General features: G+C 64.2%; 17 protein-coding genes. 8 read left to right on the forward strand and 9 right to left on the reverse strand.

What is annotated here, in order from left to right; genetic code table 11:
• The first annotated feature begins 25 nt into the window (after positions 1-25).
• Positions 26-1,252: an ABC transporter substrate-binding protein gene (locus HAP40_RS36575; RefSeq protein WP_166812152.1), complete on the forward strand. Its 1,227-nt coding sequence runs from the start codon at positions 26-28 to the stop codon at positions 1,250-1,252.
• Positions 1,253-1,451: 199 nt separating this feature from the next.
• On the opposite strand, the gene HAP40_RS36580 is transcribed toward HAP40_RS36575, so the two are convergent.
• Positions 1,452-1,877, reverse strand: a complete 426-nt coding sequence (locus HAP40_RS36580) for a DUF1330 domain-containing protein (RefSeq protein ID WP_166812150.1) — start codon at positions 1,875-1,877, stop codon at positions 1,452-1,454.
• 168 nt (positions 1,878-2,045) lie between these two features.
• Here HAP40_RS36580 and HAP40_RS36585 point away from each other — a divergent pair, with 168 nt between their 5' ends.
• Positions 2,046-4,250 carry a transglycosylase domain-containing protein gene (locus HAP40_RS36585; protein WP_166812148.1) on the forward strand — a complete coding sequence of 735 codons (2,205 nt, stop codon included), beginning with the start codon at positions 2,046-2,048 and terminating at the stop codon, positions 4,248-4,250.
• A gap of 320 nt (positions 4,251-4,570) precedes the next feature.
• On the forward strand, positions 4,571-5,239 hold the full coding sequence (locus HAP40_RS36590; protein WP_166812146.1) for a hypothetical protein: 669 nt from the start codon (positions 4,571-4,573) through the stop codon (positions 5,237-5,239).
• 139 nt (positions 5,240-5,378) lie between these two features.
• On the opposite strand, the gene HAP40_RS36595 is transcribed toward HAP40_RS36590, so the two are convergent.
• From HAP40_RS36595 to HAP40_RS36610, 4 genes are all read right to left on the reverse strand, one after another.
• Positions 5,379-6,218 carry a M48 family metallopeptidase gene (locus HAP40_RS36595; RefSeq protein ID WP_166812144.1) on the reverse strand — a complete coding sequence of 280 codons (840 nt, stop codon included), beginning with the start codon at positions 6,216-6,218 and terminating at the stop codon, positions 5,379-5,381.
• 217 nt (positions 6,219-6,435) lie between these two features.
• Positions 6,436-7,764: a polyhydroxyalkanoate depolymerase gene (locus HAP40_RS36600; RefSeq protein ID WP_166812142.1), complete on the reverse strand. Its 1,329-nt coding sequence runs from the start codon at positions 7,762-7,764 to the stop codon at positions 6,436-6,438.
• 121 nt (positions 7,765-7,885) lie between these two features.
• Positions 7,886-8,704 carry an ABC transporter permease gene (locus HAP40_RS36605; protein ID WP_166812140.1) on the reverse strand — a complete coding sequence of 273 codons (819 nt, stop codon included), beginning with the start codon at positions 8,702-8,704 and terminating at the stop codon, positions 7,886-7,888.
• A gap of 106 nt (positions 8,705-8,810) precedes the next feature.
• Entirely contained in the window at positions 8,811-9,614 is an 804-nt protein-coding gene (locus HAP40_RS36610; protein ID WP_166812138.1) for an ABC transporter ATP-binding protein, read from the reverse strand.
• 108 nt (positions 9,615-9,722) lie between these two features.
• On the opposite strand from HAP40_RS36610, the gene HAP40_RS36615 reads away from it, so the two are divergent.
• The gene (locus HAP40_RS36615) at positions 9,723-11,045 is read left to right on the forward strand and encodes an ActS/PrrB/RegB family redox-sensitive histidine kinase (RefSeq protein ID WP_166819215.1); all 1,323 of its coding nucleotides are present in this window, start codon (positions 9,723-9,725) and stop codon (positions 11,043-11,045) included.
• Between the two features lie 103 nt (positions 11,046-11,148).
• On the forward strand, positions 11,149-11,703 hold the full coding sequence (locus HAP40_RS36620) for an ActR/PrrA/RegA family redox response regulator transcription factor (RefSeq protein WP_166812136.1): 555 nt from the start codon (positions 11,149-11,151) through the stop codon (positions 11,701-11,703).
• Between the two features lie 113 nt (positions 11,704-11,816).
• On the opposite strand, the gene HAP40_RS36625 is transcribed toward HAP40_RS36620, so the two are convergent.
• Entirely contained in the window at positions 11,817-12,308 is a 492-nt protein-coding gene (locus tag HAP40_RS36625; RefSeq protein WP_166812134.1) for an MmcB family DNA repair protein, read from the reverse strand.
• 284 nt (positions 12,309-12,592) lie between these two features.
• Here HAP40_RS36625 and HAP40_RS36630 point away from each other — a divergent pair, with 284 nt between their 5' ends.
• Positions 12,593-14,290: an alpha-amylase family protein gene (locus tag HAP40_RS36630; protein ID WP_166812133.1), complete on the forward strand. Its 1,698-nt coding sequence runs from the start codon at positions 12,593-12,595 to the stop codon at positions 14,288-14,290.
• A 169-nt stretch (positions 14,291-14,459) separates the two neighbouring features.
• Here HAP40_RS36630 and HAP40_RS36635 read toward each other — a convergent pair whose 3' ends face one another.
• Complete coding sequence (locus HAP40_RS36635) at positions 14,460-16,058, reverse strand: alpha-amylase family glycosyl hydrolase (protein ID WP_166812131.1); 1,599 nt, start codon at positions 16,056-16,058, stop codon at positions 14,460-14,462.
• 174 nt (positions 16,059-16,232) lie between these two features.
• Here HAP40_RS36635 and HAP40_RS36640 point away from each other — a divergent pair, with 174 nt between their 5' ends.
• Entirely contained in the window at positions 16,233-16,901 is a 669-nt protein-coding gene (locus HAP40_RS36640; RefSeq protein WP_166812129.1) for an MBL fold metallo-hydrolase, read from the forward strand.
• A 4-nt stretch (positions 16,902-16,905) separates the two neighbouring features.
• Here HAP40_RS36640 and HAP40_RS36645 read toward each other — a convergent pair whose 3' ends face one another.
• Complete coding sequence (locus HAP40_RS36645) at positions 16,906-17,280, reverse strand: winged helix-turn-helix transcriptional regulator (protein ID WP_166812127.1); 375 nt, start codon at positions 17,278-17,280, stop codon at positions 16,906-16,908.
• Between the two features lie 197 nt (positions 17,281-17,477).
• Here HAP40_RS36645 and HAP40_RS36650 point away from each other — a divergent pair, with 197 nt between their 5' ends.
• Positions 17,478-17,780: a hypothetical protein gene (locus HAP40_RS36650; RefSeq protein ID WP_246556623.1), complete on the forward strand. Its 303-nt coding sequence runs from the start codon at positions 17,478-17,480 to the stop codon at positions 17,778-17,780.
• A gap of 108 nt (positions 17,781-17,888) precedes the next feature.
• On the opposite strand, the gene HAP40_RS36655 is transcribed toward HAP40_RS36650, so the two are convergent.
• Complete coding sequence (locus HAP40_RS36655; protein ID WP_166812124.1) at positions 17,889-19,058, reverse strand: PHB depolymerase family esterase; 1,170 nt, start codon at positions 19,056-19,058, stop codon at positions 17,889-17,891.
• Between the last annotated feature and the right edge of the window lie 56 nt (positions 19,059-19,114).

A 19,114-nucleotide genomic window follows, 5' to 3' on the forward strand; every position in this document is an offset into this window, starting at 1 on the left:
CAATAACAGACTGAGGAAATTGCGAATGAGGAATGGAATGCTGCATCTGGCCACGGCAACGGCGCTGACCCTGGCGCTGTCGGTCTCCGCGGCCAATGCCCAGAAAAAATATGATCCGGGCGCCAGCGACACCGAGATCAAGGTCGGCCAGACCATGCCGTTTTCGGGACCGGCGTCGGCCTATTCATCGATCGGCAAGACCCAGGCCGCCTATTTCAAGATGATCAACGACCAGGGCGGCATCAACGGCCGCAAGATCAATTTGATCCAGTATGACGACGCCTATTCGCCGCCGAAGGCCGTGGAGCAGATCCGCAAGCTCGTCGAGAGCGACGAGGTGCTGCTGACGTTCCAGATCATCGGCACGCCCGTGAACGCGGCCGTCCAAAAATATCTCAATTCCAAGAAGGTGCCGCAGCTGTTCGCGGCGACCGGCGCCTCGAGGTTCACCGATCCGAAGAACTTTCCGTGGACCATGGGCTACAACCCGAACTACTTCGTCGAGGGCCGAATCTACGGCCAGTACATCCTGAAGGAGCATCCGAACGCGAAGATCGGCGTGCTCTATCAGAACGACGACCTTGGGAAAGACTATCTGAACGGCCTCAAGGCCGGCCTCGGTGACAAGGCCGCCAAGATGATCGTGACCGAAGCCTCCTACGAGGTTTCCGATCCCACGGTCGACTCGCAGATCCTCAAGATCAAGGATGCCGGCGCCGATCTGTTCTTCAGCGCGACGACGCCGAAGCAGGCCGCGCAGGCGATCAAGAAGATCGCCGAGATGGGCTGGCATCCGGTGCAGATCGTCGACATCAATGCCACCTCGGTCGGCGCGGTGCTGAAGCCGGCGGGCCTCGATGCCGCCAAGGGCCTGATCAGCGTCAATTACGGCAAGGAACCGCTCGATCCCACCTGGAAAGACGATGCCGGCATGAAGAGGTATTTCGACTTCATGGCCAAGTACTATCCTGACGGCGACAAGGACTCGAACTTCAACACCTACGGCTACAGCACGGCGCAGCTGCTGGTGCATGTGCTGAAGCAATGCGGTGACGATCTGACGCGCGAGAACGTCATGAAGCAAGCGGCCTCGCTGAAGGACGTCACCAGCGACACCGCGCTGCCCGGCATCAAGGCCAACACCTCGCCGACCGACTACCGCGTCAACAAGCAGCTTCAGATGATGAAGTTCAACGGCGAGCGCTGGGAGCTGTTCGGCCCGATCCTGGAGGATGCCGGTCCGGCGGGTTAGGCTCTCTCGTTGTCATTCCGGGGCGATGCGACAGCATCGAACTACGGTGCGCAGTTGCGCACCTGAGAATCTCGGGATTCCGGGTTCGGCTCTTCGAGCCGTCCCGGAATGACCGAGCAAAAAATCCGTAGATGGCCGGGTCATAGGCGCGCGGAAGCGACGCCGTCCTTCGGACGGCTATGCCCGGCCATGACGAGACCTAGGTCGGTATCTCGCCAAAATTCTTCCCCACCGGCAGCACCGCGTGCCGGATCAGCCGCGAGTCCTCCACGGCGGCCTGGCGGTGCTTCACCGCCTCGCGATAGACGGGATCGCGGATCATCTCGACGAAGGCCGAGACGCTCGGATATTCGGCGATGAAGCAATGGTCCCAGCGCTCGTCCTGCGGGCCGATCAGCATCAGCTCGAAGCGGCCCTGCCAGACGATGCGGCCGCCGAGGCGTTCGAACACCGGGCCGCTCTCGCGGCCATAGGTCGCATAGGCTTCCGCGCCGCTCGCCTTGCGGCCATCGGGATAGGCCGCCTCTTTGCGCAGGCGCACCAGATTGAGCATGTGGATCGGACCGGGGCGGTCGTTCTCCCGGAATTGCGCGAAGATCTCCTTGGTCGGATCGATATGGCCCATGCGAGTTCCCTCTTTCTTGATGCAGACGATCCTAGCTTCGGCGCCCGGGAACCGGAACTGCGGCCGGCGAATGCCGCACCTCCTAATCGCGCGTTAACGCCGGGGTAACCGGGCCTTAAACAGCGACCGCTAGCGTGCGGCGGGGCGGACTGACCGGGCGTTTTGCGTATGGCGTGGGGAAAGAAAAAAGGTGGGCGGAAGGAGCCGCTGTTCGGCTTGCCCGCGGCGCTCGCCGATCTGCGCCTCACCGCGGCGGACCGCATTCCCGGCGGCGAGGACAAGCCCAAGAAATCTGCGAAATCATCTCCCAAGCGCAAGAGCGAGGATGCCGGCGACGAGCCGCCGCGCGAGCGTAAGGCGCAAGCCAGCCGCAGCGGCGCCAAGCGGCGCGCGAAGTCGCGCGGCGGCTTCGGTCTCGGCCGCCTAGTCTATTGGGGCGCGGTGCTGAGCCTGTGGGGCGTAATCGCCGTCATCGGCGTCGTGATCTATGTCGGCGCCCATCTGCCGCCGATCCAGTCGCTGGAAATCCCCAAGCGGCCACCGACGATCCAGATCGTCGGCATCGACGGCAGCGTGCTGGCGCAGCGCGGCGAGATGGCCGGCGCCAATGTCGCGCTGAAGGACCTGCCGCCGTACCTGCCGAAAGCGTTCATCGCCATCGAGGACCGCCGCTTCTATTCGCATTACGGCATCGACCCGGTCGGCATCCTGCGCGCCCTCGTCACCAACGTGCTCCATCGCGGCGTCTCGCAGGGCGGCTCGACGCTGACCCAGCAACTCGCCAAGAACCTGTTCCTGACCCAGGAGCGCACCATGCAGCGCAAGCTGCAGGAGGTGGAGCTCGCGATCTGGCTGGAGCGCAAGCATTCCAAGGACGAGATTCTGGAGCTGTACCTGAACCGCGTCTATTTCGGTTCGGGCGCCTACGGCGTCGAGGCCGCGGCGCAGCGTTATTTCGGCAAGTCGGCCAAGAACGTGACGATCGCCGAAGCGGCGATGCTCGCCGGTCTCGTCAAGTCGCCCTCGCGTCTTGCACCCAACCGCAATCCCGAAGGCGCGGAGGCGCGTGCGCAGATCGTGCTCGCGGCGATGGCGGACGCGAAATTCATCACCGAAGCGCAGGCCAAGGCCTCGACCGGCCATGCCTCCTACAATGTGAAGCCGGTTGGCGCCGGCACGGTCAACTACGTCGCCGACTGGATCGGCGAGGTGCTGGACGATCTGGTCGGCCAGATCGACGACAGCATCAAGGTCGAGACCACCATCGATCCCAAGCTCCAGAGCGTGGCGGAAGCCGCCATCATCGACGAGCTCGCGGCCAAGAGCGTGAAGTTCAACGTCAGCCAGGGCGCGCTGGTGGCGATGACGCCCGACGGCGCCGTGCGCGCCATGGTCGGCGGGCGGAACTATTCCGAGAGCCAGTACAACCGCGCCGTCACCGCCAAGCGCCAGCCGGGCTCCTCGTTCAAGCCGTTCGTGTATCTCACCGCGCTCGAGCAGGGGCTGACGCCCGACACGATGCGCCAGGACGCGCCGATCGAGGTCAAGGGCTGGCGACCTGAGAATTACACGCACGAATATTTCGGGTCGGTGACGCTGACCCAGGCGCTGGCGATGTCGCTCAACACGGTCGCGATCCGCCTCGGCCTCGAGGTCGGACCGAAGAACGTGGTGCGCACCGCGCACCGGCTCGGCATCTCCTCCAAGCTCGAGCCGAACGCCTCGATTGCGCTCGGCACCTCCGAAGTCTCCGTGGTCGAGCTGGTCGGCGCCTATGCGCCGTTCGCCAATGGCGGCCTCGCGGTGACGCCGCATGTGGTGACGCGGATCAAGACGCTGGGCGGCAAGCTGCTCTACATGCGCCAGCCCGAGGAGCGCAATCAGGTCATCGACGCCCGCTATGTCGGCATGATGAACGCAATGATGCGGGAGACGCTGATATCGGGCACCGCCAAGAAGGCCGAGATTCCCGGCTGGCCGGCAGCCGGCAAGACCGGCACCAGCCAGGATTACCGCGACGCCTGGTTCATCGGCTACACCGCCAACCTCGTCACCGGCGTCTGGCTCGGCAATGACGACAACTCGCCGACCAAGAAGGCGACCGGCGGCGGCCTGCCGGTGGAAGTCTGGACGCGCTTCATGAAGACGGCGCACGAGGGCGTGCCGGTCGCAGCATTGCCGAGCACGCCAGGTGGCTGGGGCCTGTCGAATCTCGCGCAGGCGGCGTCGCAGGTATCGTCACCGACACCGGCGGGACCGCCGGCGAATGCCGGCTATCGTCCGCCGCCCCCGACGCGCGCCAATGTACGGCCGGAAGCCGCCGCGGGACTCGATGGCTGGCTGATGGACCGGCTGTTTGGTGGAAACCGATAGCTTCGGGCTGAGGACACGAGGCCCCAAGACAAAAAGTGCGAAAACAACCCCATGCACAGTAGCCGGCGACAGCAAAATCAACGGCTTGCGGAGACAGCACCGCGGGGTTGAAGCGCGCGCTGCCAGTCTGCCGTCATTCCCCGCGACGGCGAGCGACGGCAACCTGCAGATCGCGCCATCGCTTCGGCAAGTCCTGCCTATCGCGGCAAGATCGACCAGGGCCGGCGACGCTCGGAAAGCAAAAACACCAATCTCTTCAAGCTCCCGTCAGCGGCCCGGGATTTGCTCTCACAGGTTGAGCGATTGCCAGGGAGCGTTCCATGATTTCAAATCTATCCGGCGCGGCGTTGCCCCATCTGCGTCCCGCATCGGCGTCCACCTCACATGCGACATCGGGTCTTCAGCCGGTGGTGACAGCGGCGACCGAGGCGCCTGACGCGACGAGCAGCGGCTTTCGGGTTGACGTCTCCCAGGTGAAGCTGTTGCAAGGGGCGAAGCTCATATCGGTGGCGGATGTTCCGGTCGTACGCGACCTGATGGCGGCAAACTGGCTGAGGACTCACGACACCAACGCAACGCAATCATTCGTCTCGGACGACGCGCCTCAAAACACCTACGCGCAGGTGAAAGTCGACGGCAAGGTGGTGGCCACGGTCTACAATGGCGGCTCCTCGACGATGACCAACGCGGCGGCCGGGCAGATCGGCAAGCTCGAAGATCCTCCCGGCCTGGGTGGACCGGACCTGGCGCAGTGGCGCGCCGACACTTATGCGAGACTGCTTGGCGGCACCGTCGAGAAGGCGCCCACCGCCATCACGCAATCGCAATGGACGCCGCGCGAGAGCACGTCCACGACTTACAGCCGCGAACAACTCGACGCAGCCTTCCAGGCCATGCTGGCCGAGGGCCAGAAGGCGGCTGCGCAACAGCAATCGTCTTATTTGGCATCACGCACGCAGCCGGGGACGAGTGCGGATCTCAGCGCGTGAGCGTTGGACGATTTTGAAACGCGCTTTGATCGGGGAGGCAGTCCGCCGCCTGACCTTCGGTGTCGTCCCGGCCTGGTGCGCGATTGCGCACGGGGCCGGGACGACGAGAGAGTTTGGACGGCGAAACGAGTAGCCCGCCCTAATCCTCGACCCCGTACCGGTGCAGGTCGTTCCCGTGCGTGTCGAGCCACTTCTTGGCGCGTTCCATCGACGGGCACATCTTGCCGCAGACGCGCCAGAACCGGGCCGAATGGTTCATCTCGACGAGATGGGCGACCTCGTGGGCGGCGAGGTAGTCGAGCACGAAGGGCGGCGCAAGGATCAGGCGCCAGGAGAACGACAGCGAACCGGCCGAGGTGCAGGAGCCCCAGCGGCTGGACTGGTCGCGGATCGAGAGGCGCTTAACGCGGACGCCGAGCTCGGCGGCGTAGGCTTCCGCCGAGCGCTGCAGGTCGCGGCGCGCCTCGCGCTTGAGGAAATCACTGACGCGACGGTCGACATGCTCGAGCCCACCGGCGACGCAGAGAATGCGTTCACCGGACTCGCGCGTCTCGGTCCACACCGTGCCGCGCTGGCCGGCGCGATGCACGATGCGATGGGAGGTGCCGCGCAGCGGTATCACCGTGCCCGGCTGGAACGGCGCGGCCTTCGGCAATCGACCGAGACGAGCCGCGATCCACGCGCCGTGACGCTGCGCGAAATCCTTGGCGTCGGCGAGCGTGCCGCGCGGCGGCATGGTGAGAATGGCTTCGCGATCGCTCGGATGAATCCTGAGCGTGTAGCGGCGCGCGCGGCGGTGCCGGCGCAGTCGGATGGCAAAATATTGCGATCCGTGGGTGATCACGAGGGTCTTCGGTTCGTGGGGCCGCCGATAGAGGAGCGCGCGAGTGGCCATGTCTGTCAGTCCGGGGGGCAGGAGGGCGCCCGGATTCTGCCATAACCGCCGCCATGGGAAGCGCTCGGCGCAAAAACAAATCATTTGCCCAATATACAGGGGTCAGGCGACCGGGAGACCCTACAGACTGGGGTTGGAACCCGTTTTTTTCGCCCCCGCTGGATGCATGCGGCACCCCCAAGGGGTGAGTACCGACTCACTCCTATAAGACTACCTAAATACCTCGAAGCTGGAGGGAACTTACCCCTCCCGAGCCCCTCAAAAGCATCCGGATTTTCGACGGGAAAGCCGAAAAACGCGACTATTCAGCTGCGAGAGCCTGCAACGAAGCAGGATTCGCCGCCGAAACCATGAAGTCATGGATGCGCGGCACGATTTCCGACTTGAAGCGCGAGCCATTGAACACGCCGTAATGTCCAACGCCCTTCTGGACGTAGTGAACGCGGCGATGATCGGGGATCGAGCTGCACAATGCGTGCGTTGCTTCGGTCTGACCGAGGCCGGAGATGTCGTCGTTCTCGCCTTCGACCGTCATCAACGCCACACGCGTGACCCTGGAGGGATCGACGAGTGTTCCGCGGTGGGTCATCTCGCCCTTCGGCAGCGAGTGCTTCACGAACACGGTGTCGACGGTCTGCAGGTAATACTCGGCGGAGAGATCCATCACCGCGAGATATTCGTCGTAGAACTCACGGTGCTTGTCGACGAGATCGCCGTCGCCCTTCACCAGATTGGCGAAGAGCTGCTTGTGCGCATCCATGTGCCGGTCGAGATTCATGCTGATGAAGCCGTTGAGCTGCAGGAATCCCGGATAGACATCGCGCATCATGCCCGGATGCGGGAACGGCACCTTGGTGATGACGTGGTTGCGGAACCAGTCAATGCCGCGCTCCTGGGCGAGGTCGTTCACCGCGGTCGGATTGCGCCGGGTGTCGATCGGACCGCCCATCAGCGTCATCGAGGTCGGCACGAAGGGATCGCGCCGCGCCTCCATGATCGAGACCGCGGCAACGACGGGCACCGAGGGCTGGCACACCGCCATGACATGGGTGTTGCCGCCGAGAACGTGCAGCATCTCGATGATGTAATCGATGTAATCGTCGAGATCGAAGCGGCCATCGCTGAGCGGCACCATGCGGGCGTCGGCCCAATCGGTGATGTAGACCTCATGCGCGGGCAGGAAGGCTTCGACCGTGCCGCGGAGCAGCGTCGCGTAATGGCCCGACATCGGCGCCACGATCAGCACGCGCGGCTGCGGGCTGCGCAGGGGACGGGCGAACTTGCGATCGAAATAGAGCAGCCGGCAGAACGGCTTTTCCCAGACCGAGCGGACCTCGACCGGAACGCGGAGGCCGTTGACCTCGGTGTCGTTGAGACCCCATTCCGGCTTGCCGTAGCGGCGCGTGGTGCGCTCGAACAACTCGCAGGCCGCGGCGACCGACTTGCCGACTTCGGTGCGTGCCCATGGATTGAGGGGATTTTGAAACAGCAGCCTGGTCGCGTCGGTGACGGCGCGCGCCGGATTGAGAGAGGCGTGCGCCATCTCATACATCCAGTACATCGGCGTCGTCAGAACCGGACTGCCTTCGGCAGCCAGGGGCGGCGCGCCGCCAAACTCACCAATAGGCATCGTTATATTCCTCTTCGCATCGCAACATACTGCCGAATGCGTAATATTGCGTCAATGCATGGTTCCGTACATCTACGTAAGCACAACGGGAAAAACCGCCTGAATCCACGGGAAAGTGACGTTATTCCCCGCCCGACAGCAGCGAGCCGTGGCGCTTGGCGCTGCGTAAAAGGGCAAGGAAGGCTGCAAAAGATGCAGCCAGAAGGATCGCGTTGATCACCAACGCCTCCAGCATCAGATCGGTCCTGAAGGTCTGCTCGATCAGCAGTGCGCGCATCCCCTCGAAGGCGTAGGTCGGCGGCAACGCCCAGGCGACGTATTGCAGCCAGACCGGCAGCACGCTGACGGGATAATAGACACAGGCGAGCGGCAGGATCGCGAACATCAGGGTCCAGACGATGCTCTCGGCGCCGAGGCCGTTTCGCAGCACGAGGCCCGACACGAAGATGCCGACCGACCAGCTGGTGAAGATCAGATTGCAGAAGAAGGCGATCAGCGGCAGGCCGAGGGCATAGACATTGAAGTGAAACATGAACAGCGCGAGCAGGGTCATCGGAATGATCCCGATCGCGAGCCGGATCAGGCTCATGACCATCAGCGACAGCAGAAACTCGATCGGCTTCAGCGGGCTCATCATGAGGTTGCCGATGTTGCGCGCCCACATCTCCTCCAGGAACGAAATGGAGAAACCGAGCTGCCCGCGGAACAGGATGTCCCAGAGGATGACGGCGCCGATCAGCGTGCCGCCGGCGCGCGCGAAGAAATTGGCGTTTTCGGCGATGTAGAGCTGGAGGAAGCCCCAGGTGATGACTTGCAGCGCCGGCCAGTACAGCAGCTCCAGCAGCCGCGGCCAGGACGACATCAGGAGGTACCAATAGCGCAGGATCATCGCGCCGATGCGTTGCACGGAGATGCCGCGGTGAAGGGAGATGTCGGTCACTGCGGTCCCCTGTCGCCCGGATGAGCGAAGCCGCATCCGGGACTTTGCCGGCGGCGGTCCCGGGTATCGCTGCGCTCACCCGGGCTACGGCAGGAACAATGTCCCCTCACCGCGCCGCCTCCTTCGCACCGTTCACCCGGCCGCGCGCGACGTCCAGGAACACCTCCTCCAGCGTGGTGCGGTTGTAGCGGGCCATGATGGCTTCGGGCGTGTCGTCGTCCTCGATGCGGCCGCGCTTCATGATGATGACGCGGTCGCAGAGCCGCTCGACCTCGAGCATGTTGTGCGAGGCCAGGAGGATGGTGGCATCGTGCCGCTTGCGGTAGCGCTCCAGATGCGCCCGCACCCAGTCCGCGGTATCAGGGTCGAGCGAGGCGGTCGGCTCGTCCAGCAAGAGCAGCTCGGGCTGGTTGATCAGCGCCTTGGCCAGCGCGACGCGCGTCTTCTGGCCGGCGGAGAGCTTGCCGTTGGCGCGATCGATGAAATCGGTGAGGTCGAGATCGTCGGCGAGCTCGGCAATACGGCCAGCGAGGTTCTTCACCGCATAGAGCTTGCCGAACACGGTGAGGTTCTGCCGCACCGTGAGCCGCATCGGCATGTCGACATAGGGGCTTTCGAAGTTCATCCGCCCCAGCACGGCGGCGCTCTCCTCCGGCATCCGATGCCCGAGCACCTGGACGCGGCCGGCGGTCGGCAGCACCAGGCCCATGATCATCGCGATGGTCGTGGTCTTGCCGGCACCGTTGCCGCCAAGCAGCCCGGTGATGCTGCCGCGCGGAAGCGAAAAGGAGATGTCGTCGACGGCGCGGGTCTGCTTGTAGACCTTGACGAGATGATCGACCGCAATCGCCGCGGAAGGACTGCGATCCGCGACAGTCGGCCGACTTGAAGCCTCGTCATTCTCGGTCATGCTGGCCGTTCTTCTGCTATTGCAGCCGATAGCGCAAGGCTTGTAATTCCTGGGTGGTTCCGCAGGTCCAGCGTTCGTGAACGAGAAGGCGCCGCCCCATTGGCCGATATGACCGAAATTGCCGATTCCGACTTTCACCACGCGCAGCGGCATATCCGGCTGGACACGATCCTGCGGCTGCGGTGGCTCGCGGTGCTGGGCCAGCTCGCCGCGATCTTCATCGTGGCGCAGGGGCTGGAGTTCAACGTCGAGATCGCCCCCTGTGTCAGCATCATCGCCCTGTCGGCGGCACTCAACCTTGGGCTCCAGACGGCGGCCAATCCGATGCAGCGGCTGGAGCCGATGCAGGCGGCCGGCCTGCTCGCGCTCAACATCGTGGAGCTGGCGGGGCTGTTGTTCTTCACCGGCGGTCTGCAGAATCCGTTCTCGTTCCTGTTCCTGGCGCCCGTGCTGATTTCGGCCACGGCGCTGCCGGCCCGCTTCACCTTCGGCCTCGGGCTTCTCGCCGTTGCCTGCGCCTCGATCCTGTTCTTCTTCCATTTTTCGCTGCCGTGGGATTCCGACGATCCCCTGGTGCTGCCGCCAGTGTATCTCGTCGGCGTCTGGCTCTCGATCGCGCTCGCGATCGGCGTCACCAGCCTCTACTCGTTCCAGGTGACCGAGGAGGCGCGCAAGCTCGCGGACGCGCTGGCCGCAACCGAGCTGGTGCTGACGCGCGAGCAGCATCTGACCCAGCTCGACGGATTGGCGGCCGCGGCCGCGCATGAGCTCGGCACGCCGCTCGCGACCATCTTCCTGATCTCGCGCGAGCTCGAAAAGACGGTGAAGGACGCGAGCATCTCCGCCGACCTCAAGACCCTGCGCGAGCAGACCCAGCGCTGCCGCGACATCCTGAGCAAGATCACCCAGCTCTCCTCCACCGGTGCGCCATTCGACCACATGAAGCTGTCGGAGCTGATCGAGGAGGTGGTGGCACCGCACCGCGATTTCGGCGTCGACATCAAGGTACGGATCGCGGTGGCCGTCGCGGCCGAACCGGTCGGATCGCGCAATCCGGCGATCCTCTACGGCATCGGCAACATCGTCGAGAACGCGGTCGATTTCGCCCGCACCACCGTCGAGGTGAACGCATGGTGGAACAAGGATCATATCGAGCTTGTGATCTCCGACGACGGACCCGGCATCCCGCCCGATATCCTCAACCGGATCGGCGAGCCCTATCTGTCGCGGCGGCGCCCCCAGGACGAAGGCGGGAGCGAGCGGCGCGGCCTCGGGCTGGGCGTGTTCATCGCGCGCACACTGCTCGAACGCACCGGCGCCAAGGTCTCGTTTACCAACCGGACCTTTCCGGAACACGGCGCGGTGGTTCAGATCACATGGCCGAGACAGCGTTTTGAGGCTATCGAGACGCTCGAAGAAACAATAGGATAGGGCGCGACCTTGCGTCGCACAACGGCGCCGATCGACTATTTGCCGCCTTGGCACCGGTCGATCGCGACGCCATATGTCAATGTGCTGGAAAAAGGACAACACCTTGAACGCCATTGCCGAACTGAACGAACAGACCGACCGCTCGCTTCTCATCGTGGAGGACGACAAGCCGTTTCTGGAACGGCTGTCGCGCGCGATGGAGACGCGGGGCTTTGCCGTGACATCGTGCGACACCGTTTCGGACGGTCTCGCGCAGATCGGCAGATCCGCACCGGCCTTCGCGGTGGTGGATCTGCGGCTCGGCGACGGCAACGGTCTCGACGTGGTCTCGGCGCTGAAGAAGAAGCGCCCGGATGCGCGCGCGATCGTGCTCACCGGCTATGGCAACATCGCCACCGCCGTGACCGCGGTGAAGATGGGTGCGATCGATTATCTGTCGAAGCCGGCCGACGCCGACGACGTCGTTGCCGCGCTGCTCTCGACCAGCGCGGAGAAATCCGAGCTGCCGACCAACCCGATGTCGGCGGACCGCGTCCGCTGGGAGCACATCCAGCGCATCTACGAAATGTGCAACCGCAACGTCTCGGAAACGGCGCGCCGGCTGAACATGCACCGCCGCACGCTGCAGCGCATCCTGGCCAAGCGCGCGCCGAGGTGACGATCTCGTAGATCTCGTAGGGTGGGTTAGCGAAGCGCAACCCACCACTTGGCTGCCGCAACGAGAAGAGGTGGGTTACGCCTTCGGCTAACCCACCCTACGGACTATAAAAGCTATTCCCAGAAATCCGCGTGCCCTTGCGGGTCCACCAGGCGGTTGATCCGCAGCGCCGCCGCCATGGCGAAGCGTACCGTCATCTGCTTGCGCGTGGCGGCGGCGAGCTTGTGCTCGGGCGCCTCGCAATGCATGTGCGCGCCATAGGCGTCGGCGACGATCAGGCCGGTGTCGCCAGGGAAGATTTCGCAGGGCAGGTCCTGCGTGAAGGCGAAGAACAGCCGGTCGCAGTGGGCGCGGTATTCGTGCCATTTCTGATCGGCGCGCAGATCCTCGACCGACGATTTGATCTCGACGATCCAGATCTCGCCGCGCTCGTTCAGCGCCACGAGATCGGCACGCCGGCCCGACGGCAGCGGCAATTCGCTGATGCAGGAGAAGCCGAGCGAGCGTAACAGCCGCGCCGTTCCGCGCGCGACCGCCAGCGCCGTCTCCGACTGGCGGCGATCCGGCGGCGGCACGAGCGCGATGTTGCGGGCGGTGTTGTCCATGGAGGGAGGATAGCCGATTCCATGATTGGCGAACACCGTCGATAGAAGCGAGCTGCGGCCATGCACGCGGCGTCGTCCCCGCGAACGCGGCGACCCATAACCACGGGGCGGAGTTTGGCGAAGACTCGTCGTCCGGTACTCTCACCGACCACGATTGATAGATCCACGCGGTATGGGTCCCCGCGTTCGCGGGGACGACAGCGTGTGCGGAACACGGAACCTCCCTCCTCCCTCACACTTATCACGCAGCCGCCGCACCTCGGCGGGACCACCGAGGCTGCGGCATGATCGACGATCTCTGGTACAAGAACGGCGTGATCTATTGCCTGTCCGTCGGCACCTATATGGATGCCAACGGCGACGGCATCGGCGACTTCAAGGGCCTGCTGCGGCGGCTCGACTATCTGCACGGGCTCGGCATCACCACGATCTGGCTGATGCCGTTCCAGACCTCACCGGGACGTGACGACGGTTACGACATCGCCGATTATTACAGCGTCGATCGCCGCTACGGCACGCTCGGCGACTTCGTCGAATTCACCCATGGCTGCAAGCAGCGCGGCATCCGCGTCATCATCGACCTCGTCGTCAACCACACCTCGGACCAGCATCACTGGTTCAAGGAGGCGCGGCGCGACAAGAACTCGCCCTATCGCGATTGGTACGTCTGGTCGGACAAGAAGCCGGCAGGCGCCGACAAGGGCATGGTGTTTCCCGGCGTGCAGAAAACGACCTGGACGCGCGACAAGGAAGCCGGCGCGTACTACTTCCACCGCTTCTACGATTTCCAGCCCGACCTCAACACCTCGAACCCGCATGTGCAGGCCGAGATCCTGAAGATCATGGGCTTCTGGATCCAGCTCGGCGTCTCCGGCTTCCGCATGGATGCGGTGCCGTTCGTGATCGCGACCAAGGGCGCGAAGGTGAAGAAGCCGGTCGAGCAATACGACATGCTGCGCGCGTTCCGCGAATTCCTGCAATGGCGGCAGGGCGACGCCCTCATCCTCGCCGAGGCCAACGTGCTACCGAAGACGGACATGGAATATTTCGGCCGCGATGCCGACCGCATGCACATGATGTTCAACTTCCACGTCAACCAGCACCTGTTCTATGCGCTGGCCTCGGGCGATTCGCGCCCGCTGGCGAAGGCGTTGAAGGCGACCAGGCCGCGGCCGGCCACGGCGCAATGGGGCCTGTTCCTGCGCAATCACGACGAGCTCGATCTCGGGCGTCTGACCAAGGTCCAGCGCGAGATCGTGTTCAAGAAGTTCGGGCCAGACAAGGACATGCAACTCTACGACCGCGGCATCAGGCGGCGGCTCGCACCGATGCTGGGCGGCGATCGCCGGCGGCTCGAGCTCGCCTACAGCCTGATGTGCACGCTGCCGGGAACGCCCGTGATCCGCTATGGCGACGAGATCGCGATGGGCGATGACCTGGCGCTGCCCGAGCGCAATTGCGCACGCACGCCGATGCAATGGTCGACCGAGCCACATGGCGGCTTCACCAAGAGCGACAAGCCCGCCTGCCCGGTCATCGACAAGGGACCTTACGGTTTTGACCACGTCAACGTCGCCAAGCAGCGGCGCGATCCCAACTCGATGCTGAACTGGACCGAGCGCATCGTGCGCATGCGCAAGGAGGTACCCGAGGTGGGCTGGGGCGATTTCGCCATCATTCCGCTGCGCGATCCCGCCGTGTTCATCATGCGCTATGACTGGCGCAACAATTCGGTGCTGTTCGTACATAATCTCGACGACAAGCCGCGCGAGATCGCGTTCTCGGCGGGGCTATCCAGGGACGCCGGCGCGCACCTCATCAATCTGCTGACGGAAGATCACAGCCACGCCGACAAGCGTGGCCAGCATCATGTCGTGCTGGAGCCCTACGGCTATCGCTGGTACCGCGTCGGCGGGCTGGATTATCTCTTGAAGCGGAGCGACATTGACAAGAGCACCGCGGGCAACAAGCATCCGGGATGATCGCGTCGTCCTGGCGAAAGCCAGCACCCATTACCCGATAGGTCGTTGTAGCGCGTTGGCGGTAACCACAAATCTTCGCCAAACTACACCCTGGGGTAACGGGTCCTGGATCTGCGCTTTGCTTGTCCAGGACGACGTCGGGGGATGAGGCCGCCGCTTCATTCTTCCTTTACGCCGACGCGACGATGACGCCCTCGTTCCCGCGCAGATCCAGCACGCCCTCCAGCTTCTCCCCCTCGCGATCCAGGAACGTCGACAGCAGGATCTCGCTGCCGAAGCGGATGGCGCTGGTGGTTACGGCGATCGGATCGGGGCCGAGATTGAGCGCCACGACCACGGCCCTGCCGCCGGCCTCGCGGCGATAGATCAGGAGATCGCCCTGCGCCGCGATCGGGTGATAGTCGCCCGCCACCAGCGGCGGCAAAGCCTTGCGCAGGCCGACTAGGCGACGGTAAAGCGCGAGGATCGAGCGGCTGTCGGCTTCGAGGTTGACGACATTGTCCCTGGCATAGTGCTCCGGCAGCGGCAGCCAGGGCCGCACCGTGGAGAAGCCGGCGAAGTCGGACGCGTCCCATTGCATCGGCGTGCGGCAGCCGTCGCGCCCGACGCCGATTCCCGGCACGTTCTTCTCGAAGGGATCGCGCACGTCCTCCGGCGCGATCGTCACCTGATGCATGCCGATCTCGTCGCCGTAGTAGAGCGTCGGCGTGCCGCGCAGGGTCAGCAGCAGCATGGCGGCGACGCGGGCCTGCTCGGGGCCGACGCGGCTTGCGACGCGCGGACGATCGTGATTGCCGAGCACCCAGTTCGGCCAGGCGCCGCGCGGCAGCGCCTTCTCGTAATCCTCGATGATCTTCTCGATCGAGCGGGCACTCCAGAACGTCGAGAGCAGCGCAAAGTTGAACGGCATCTGCGCGCCGGTGAGGTCGTTGCCGTAGTAGGCCATCAGGCGGTGCAGCGGCAGATAGATCTCGCCGATCAGGACGCGCGCACCAAAGGCATCAGTCACGCGCCGCATCTCGGCGATCACGTCGTGCACCTCGGGCTGGTCGGTGGAATATTGCGTGAGAATCTTCTCGTTCGGCGGCCGACCCTCGACGTAATGCGGGTTCGGCGGATTGTCGCGGAATTCGGCGTCCTTGATCAGGTGCCAGATCACGTCGACGCGAAAGCCGTCGACGCCCTTCTCCAGCCAGAACCGCATCACGTCGTAGATCGCGGCGCGGACGTCGGGATTGCGCCAGTTGAGATCCGGCTGCTGGGCGAGGAAGGCGTGGTAGTAATATTGGCCCGTGGCCTCGTCGAACTGCCACGCGCTGCCGCCGAACTCGGACAGCCAGTTGTTCGGCACGCCGCCATCCGCCGCCGGATCGCGCCAGACGTACCAGTCGCGCCTGGGATTGTCGCGCGAGGCGCGGCTTTCGACGAACCAGGGATGCTGGTCGGAGGTGTGGTTGGGCACGAGGTCGAGGATCAGCTTCAGGCCATTGTCATGGGCCGCCGCGATCAGCGCATCGAAATCCGCCATGGTGCCGAACAGCGGCTCGATGCCGGTGTAGTCGGAGATGTCGTAGCCGAAATCGGCCATTGGCGAGGGGAAGATCGGCGACAGCCAGATCGCGTCGACGCCGAGCGATTTGACGTAACGCAGCCGCCTGAGGATGCCGGCGAGATCGCCGACGCCGTCGCCGTTCGAGTCCTGAAACGAGCGCGGATAGATCTGGTAGAAGATGCCGTCGCGCCACCAATTCTCGCTGCCGTGAGCCATGCCGAAAGACCACCCGAATCTGCGCCTCGCGCGGGAGAACGCGACAGCAACGCCCCGGTTCAAATTGGCAGGTCAATTGGGACGGCCGTGTGACGGCTGTTCCCGCGGGGCGCGTTCCGGCTTTCCGCCGAATCTTTTGCTTGGCGCCCTCGCAAAAATCGGCATTGTGAGGCCATGACCGATCAAAATGACACCACAGCGAAGGCCGGCGCGATCATCGTGCCCGTGACGCTGTTCGAGCAGAACTGCACCATCATCTGGGACGAGCCCACCAAGAAGGCCGTGGTGATCGATCCCGGCGGCGACGTGCCGAAAATCCTGGATGCGATCAAGCAGACCGGCGTCACCGTGGAGAAGATCTGGCTGACCCACGGCCATATCGACCATGTCGGTGGCGCCGCCGATCTGCGCGATGCGCTGAAGGTGCCGATCGAGGGCCCGCATGAGGCGGACAAGTTCCTGCTCGACAACGTGGTCGAGAGCGGCGCGCGCTTCGGCATGACGGGCGGGCGCAACTTTGCGCCGGACCGCTGGCTCGACGAGGGCGACCGCGTCTCGATCGGCGACCTGCATTTCGACATCCTGCACTGCCCCGGCCATTCGCCGGGCAGCGTGGTGTTCTTCAACAAGGATTTGCGTTTCGCCCATGTCGGGGACGTGCTGTTCGCGGGCTCGGTCGGCCGCACCGATCTGCCCGGCGGCAATCACGCAACGCTGATCGACTCGATCAAGACGAAACTGCTGCCGCTCGGCGACGATGTCGGCTTCATCTGCGGCCACGGCGCCGGCTCGAGCATCGGCCAGGAGCGGATGACCAATCCGTTCATCACGGGAGAGATGTAAGGGCCTATTCCGCGGCGTCTGCCAGCGCCGCGGGTTCGCTCAAGTTACGCTCGCCCCATTCGCGGATCGCCGCAACGACTGGCACGAAGCTCTTGCCCTTGCGGGTCAGGCGATACTCGACCTTCGGCGGCACCTCGCCGAAATCCTTGCGATCGATCAGGCCGCTTTGCGCCAGCGCCTTCAATTCGCGGCTGAGCACACGCGGGGTGATCTCCGCGCTTCCGGTCGTGCCGCGCAACAGACCGCTCCGGATCTCGCCATAGCGGCGCGGGCCGTCCTTGAGGTCCCAGACGATGCGCAGCTTGTACTTGCCGCTGATCATCTTTTGAAAAGCCGCGACCGGGCAGGCGCGCGCCGGGGATGCCGTTGCCTTCGCCATCTCGTCTGCTCCATGCGTTGGCCATTCTTGCTTTGACGCGTTTTCTTAACGCGAACCGGTATCCACTTCGCTCGAAAACGCTATGCGACGAGGATAGGAGCAACGTCGAAAAAGTCCATACTATCAATTTTGTCCATACTTGCAGGATCGTTTGCAAGGGGCAGATGATGACGCACATGACGAACAGGGAGCGTCACATGAAGCACTTCATGATCAGGTACGAGTTCAGGAACGGCACGACAGAGGCCTGGCACCAGGAGGTCGGCCGCTTCGTTAGGGCGATCGACGGCGATCCGGAGCTAAAAGGGCGGATCGGCTATCGCGTCCTGAAGAGCCGCGACGACGGCAGTTATTTCCACCTCGCCAGCGTCAGCGACGATGCCGCGCAAAAGACACTGCAATCGCGCGACTTCTTTAGGGCTTATCAGGAGATGACGCGGAAGGTCGCCGGCGGCGAGGTGACGGTGACGCCGATCGAATGGATCGGCGCCACGGCCTGAATCGTCATTCCGGCCTGTCCTGTGATTATGGGTCCCGGATCGGCGCTCCGCTTCGCTGCGCTTGTCCGGGACGACAGCTGAGTTTGTGGCGCTACCGGGTGACGAAAGCTACTTCATCAGCCCCGCGGCGGTCAGTGCGCGTGTGATGATCTGGCCGAGATCGAAGCTGCGGGTGGCTTCGCCCTTGGCGTCAGCGGGCTGTTCGGCGGCCGCGGTGCGGATCGAGCGGGCGAGATGCGGCGCGGGCGTCAGCGCCGGCTTTGCGGGCTTTGCCTCCGACTTCTTCGTCGCGTCCGGAATCCAGCCGGTGAGGCCGAAGAACTTTGCGATGTGGTAGGACGAGGAGATGCCGGCCTCGATCAGGAACGCGCCTTCCATGCCGTATCGCTGGTCGTTGTCGGCAAGTCCAAGCGGCGTGCCGTGCGCCATGTCGGTGATGGCGTAGGACTCGACCAGCGTCTCGCCGTCCTTGTTCCACCAGGCCTGACGCGGATAGCCGTCGACATTGGTCTCGGCCATCGGCACGTCAGGCAGATCGTGCAGATCGAGCCATTGCTTGACGATCTCGTTCGCATTGCCGGGATTGACGGTGCGATCGGCGCTGCCGTGCCACACCGAGATCCTCGGCCATGGCCCGCGATGGTCGGAGGCGTTCCGCACGAGATCGCCGAGATCGCGCGCGGGACGCGTCGGAGAATGAAACATGCCGTCCAGCGCCTCGCGCAGATTCGAGGCGATGCCGTAAGGAAGCCCCGCGATGACCGCACCGGCAGCAAACACTTCCGGATAGGTCGCGAGCATCACCGACGTCATGCCGCCACCGGCCGAGAGGCCCGTGATGAAGATGCGCCTGGGATCGATGCGATGCGCCTCGACCATATGCGCAATCATCTCGCGGATCGAACGCGCCTCGCCGGAGTCCCGCGCCGTGTCTTCCGGATTGAACCAGTTGAAGCAGGTGTTGCCGTTGTTGACGCGCTGCTGCTCGGGCATCAGCAGCGCGAAGCCGTAATGTCTTGCGAGTGTCGCCCACCCCGCGCCGAGATCGTAGCCGGCCGCGGTCTGACCGCAGCCATGCAGCACGACGACGAGCGCGCGCGGCCTCTGGAGCTGCGTGGGCACGAAGGCGAACATGCGCAAGGCGCCGGGATTGTCGCCGAAGCCGGTGACCTCCTGCAGCGGGCTGGATGAATCCGCACTGCGGCCGAGCTCGGCAAAGCGCAGACCGTCCAGCTTGGGCAGACGTCTCAACAGATCGACATTTCGGGCTAACGACACGGCAACTTCCTGGTGGGCGACGTTCAACGTCCAGCCAAACCAGATAGTTGCTGCAT

Origin of the sequence: Bradyrhizobium sp. 1(2017), assembly GCF_011602485.2 — a bacterium.
Taxonomy (GTDB): Bacteria; Pseudomonadota; Alphaproteobacteria; order Rhizobiales; family Xanthobacteraceae; genus Bradyrhizobium.

Excerpts from the sequence above, each read along its gene's own strand:
- HAP40_RS36650 (WP_246556623.1), top strand. The coding sequence starts at position 17,478 with ATGAAGCACTTCATGATCAGGTACGAGTTCAGGAACGGCACGACAGAG.
- HAP40_RS36575 (WP_166812152.1), top strand. The coding sequence starts at position 26 with ATGAGGAATGGAATGCTGCATCTGGCCACGGCAACGGCGCTGACCCTG.
- HAP40_RS36645 (WP_166812127.1), bottom strand. The coding sequence starts at position 17,280 with ATGGCGAAGGCAACGGCATCCCCGGCGCGCGCCTGCCCGGTCGCGGCT.
- HAP40_RS36580 (WP_166812150.1), bottom strand. The coding sequence starts at position 1,877 with ATGGGCCATATCGATCCGACCAAGGAGATCTTCGCGCAATTCCGGGAG.
- HAP40_RS36640 (WP_166812129.1), top strand. The coding sequence starts at position 16,233 with ATGACCGATCAAAATGACACCACAGCGAAGGCCGGCGCGATCATCGTG.
- HAP40_RS36585 (WP_166812148.1), top strand. The coding sequence starts at position 2,046 with ATGGCGTGGGGAAAGAAAAAAGGTGGGCGGAAGGAGCCGCTGTTCGGC.
- HAP40_RS36635 (WP_166812131.1), bottom strand. The coding sequence starts at position 16,058 with ATGGCTCACGGCAGCGAGAATTGGTGGCGCGACGGCATCTTCTACCAG.
- HAP40_RS36615 (WP_166819215.1), top strand. The coding sequence starts at position 9,723 with ATGACCGAAATTGCCGATTCCGACTTTCACCACGCGCAGCGGCATATC.
- HAP40_RS36625 (WP_166812134.1), bottom strand. The coding sequence starts at position 12,308 with ATGGACAACACCGCCCGCAACATCGCGCTCGTGCCGCCGCCGGATCGC.
- HAP40_RS36590 (WP_166812146.1), top strand. The coding sequence starts at position 4,571 with ATGATTTCAAATCTATCCGGCGCGGCGTTGCCCCATCTGCGTCCCGCA.
- HAP40_RS36610 (WP_166812138.1), bottom strand. The coding sequence starts at position 9,614 with ATGACCGAGAATGACGAGGCTTCAAGTCGGCCGACTGTCGCGGATCGC.
- HAP40_RS36600 (WP_166812142.1), bottom strand. The coding sequence starts at position 7,764 with ATGCCTATTGGTGAGTTTGGCGGCGCGCCGCCCCTGGCTGCCGAAGGC.
- HAP40_RS36630 (WP_166812133.1), top strand. The coding sequence starts at position 12,593 with ATGATCGACGATCTCTGGTACAAGAACGGCGTGATCTATTGCCTGTCC.
- HAP40_RS36595 (WP_166812144.1), bottom strand. The coding sequence starts at position 6,218 with ATGATTTGTTTTTGCGCCGAGCGCTTCCCATGGCGGCGGTTATGGCAG.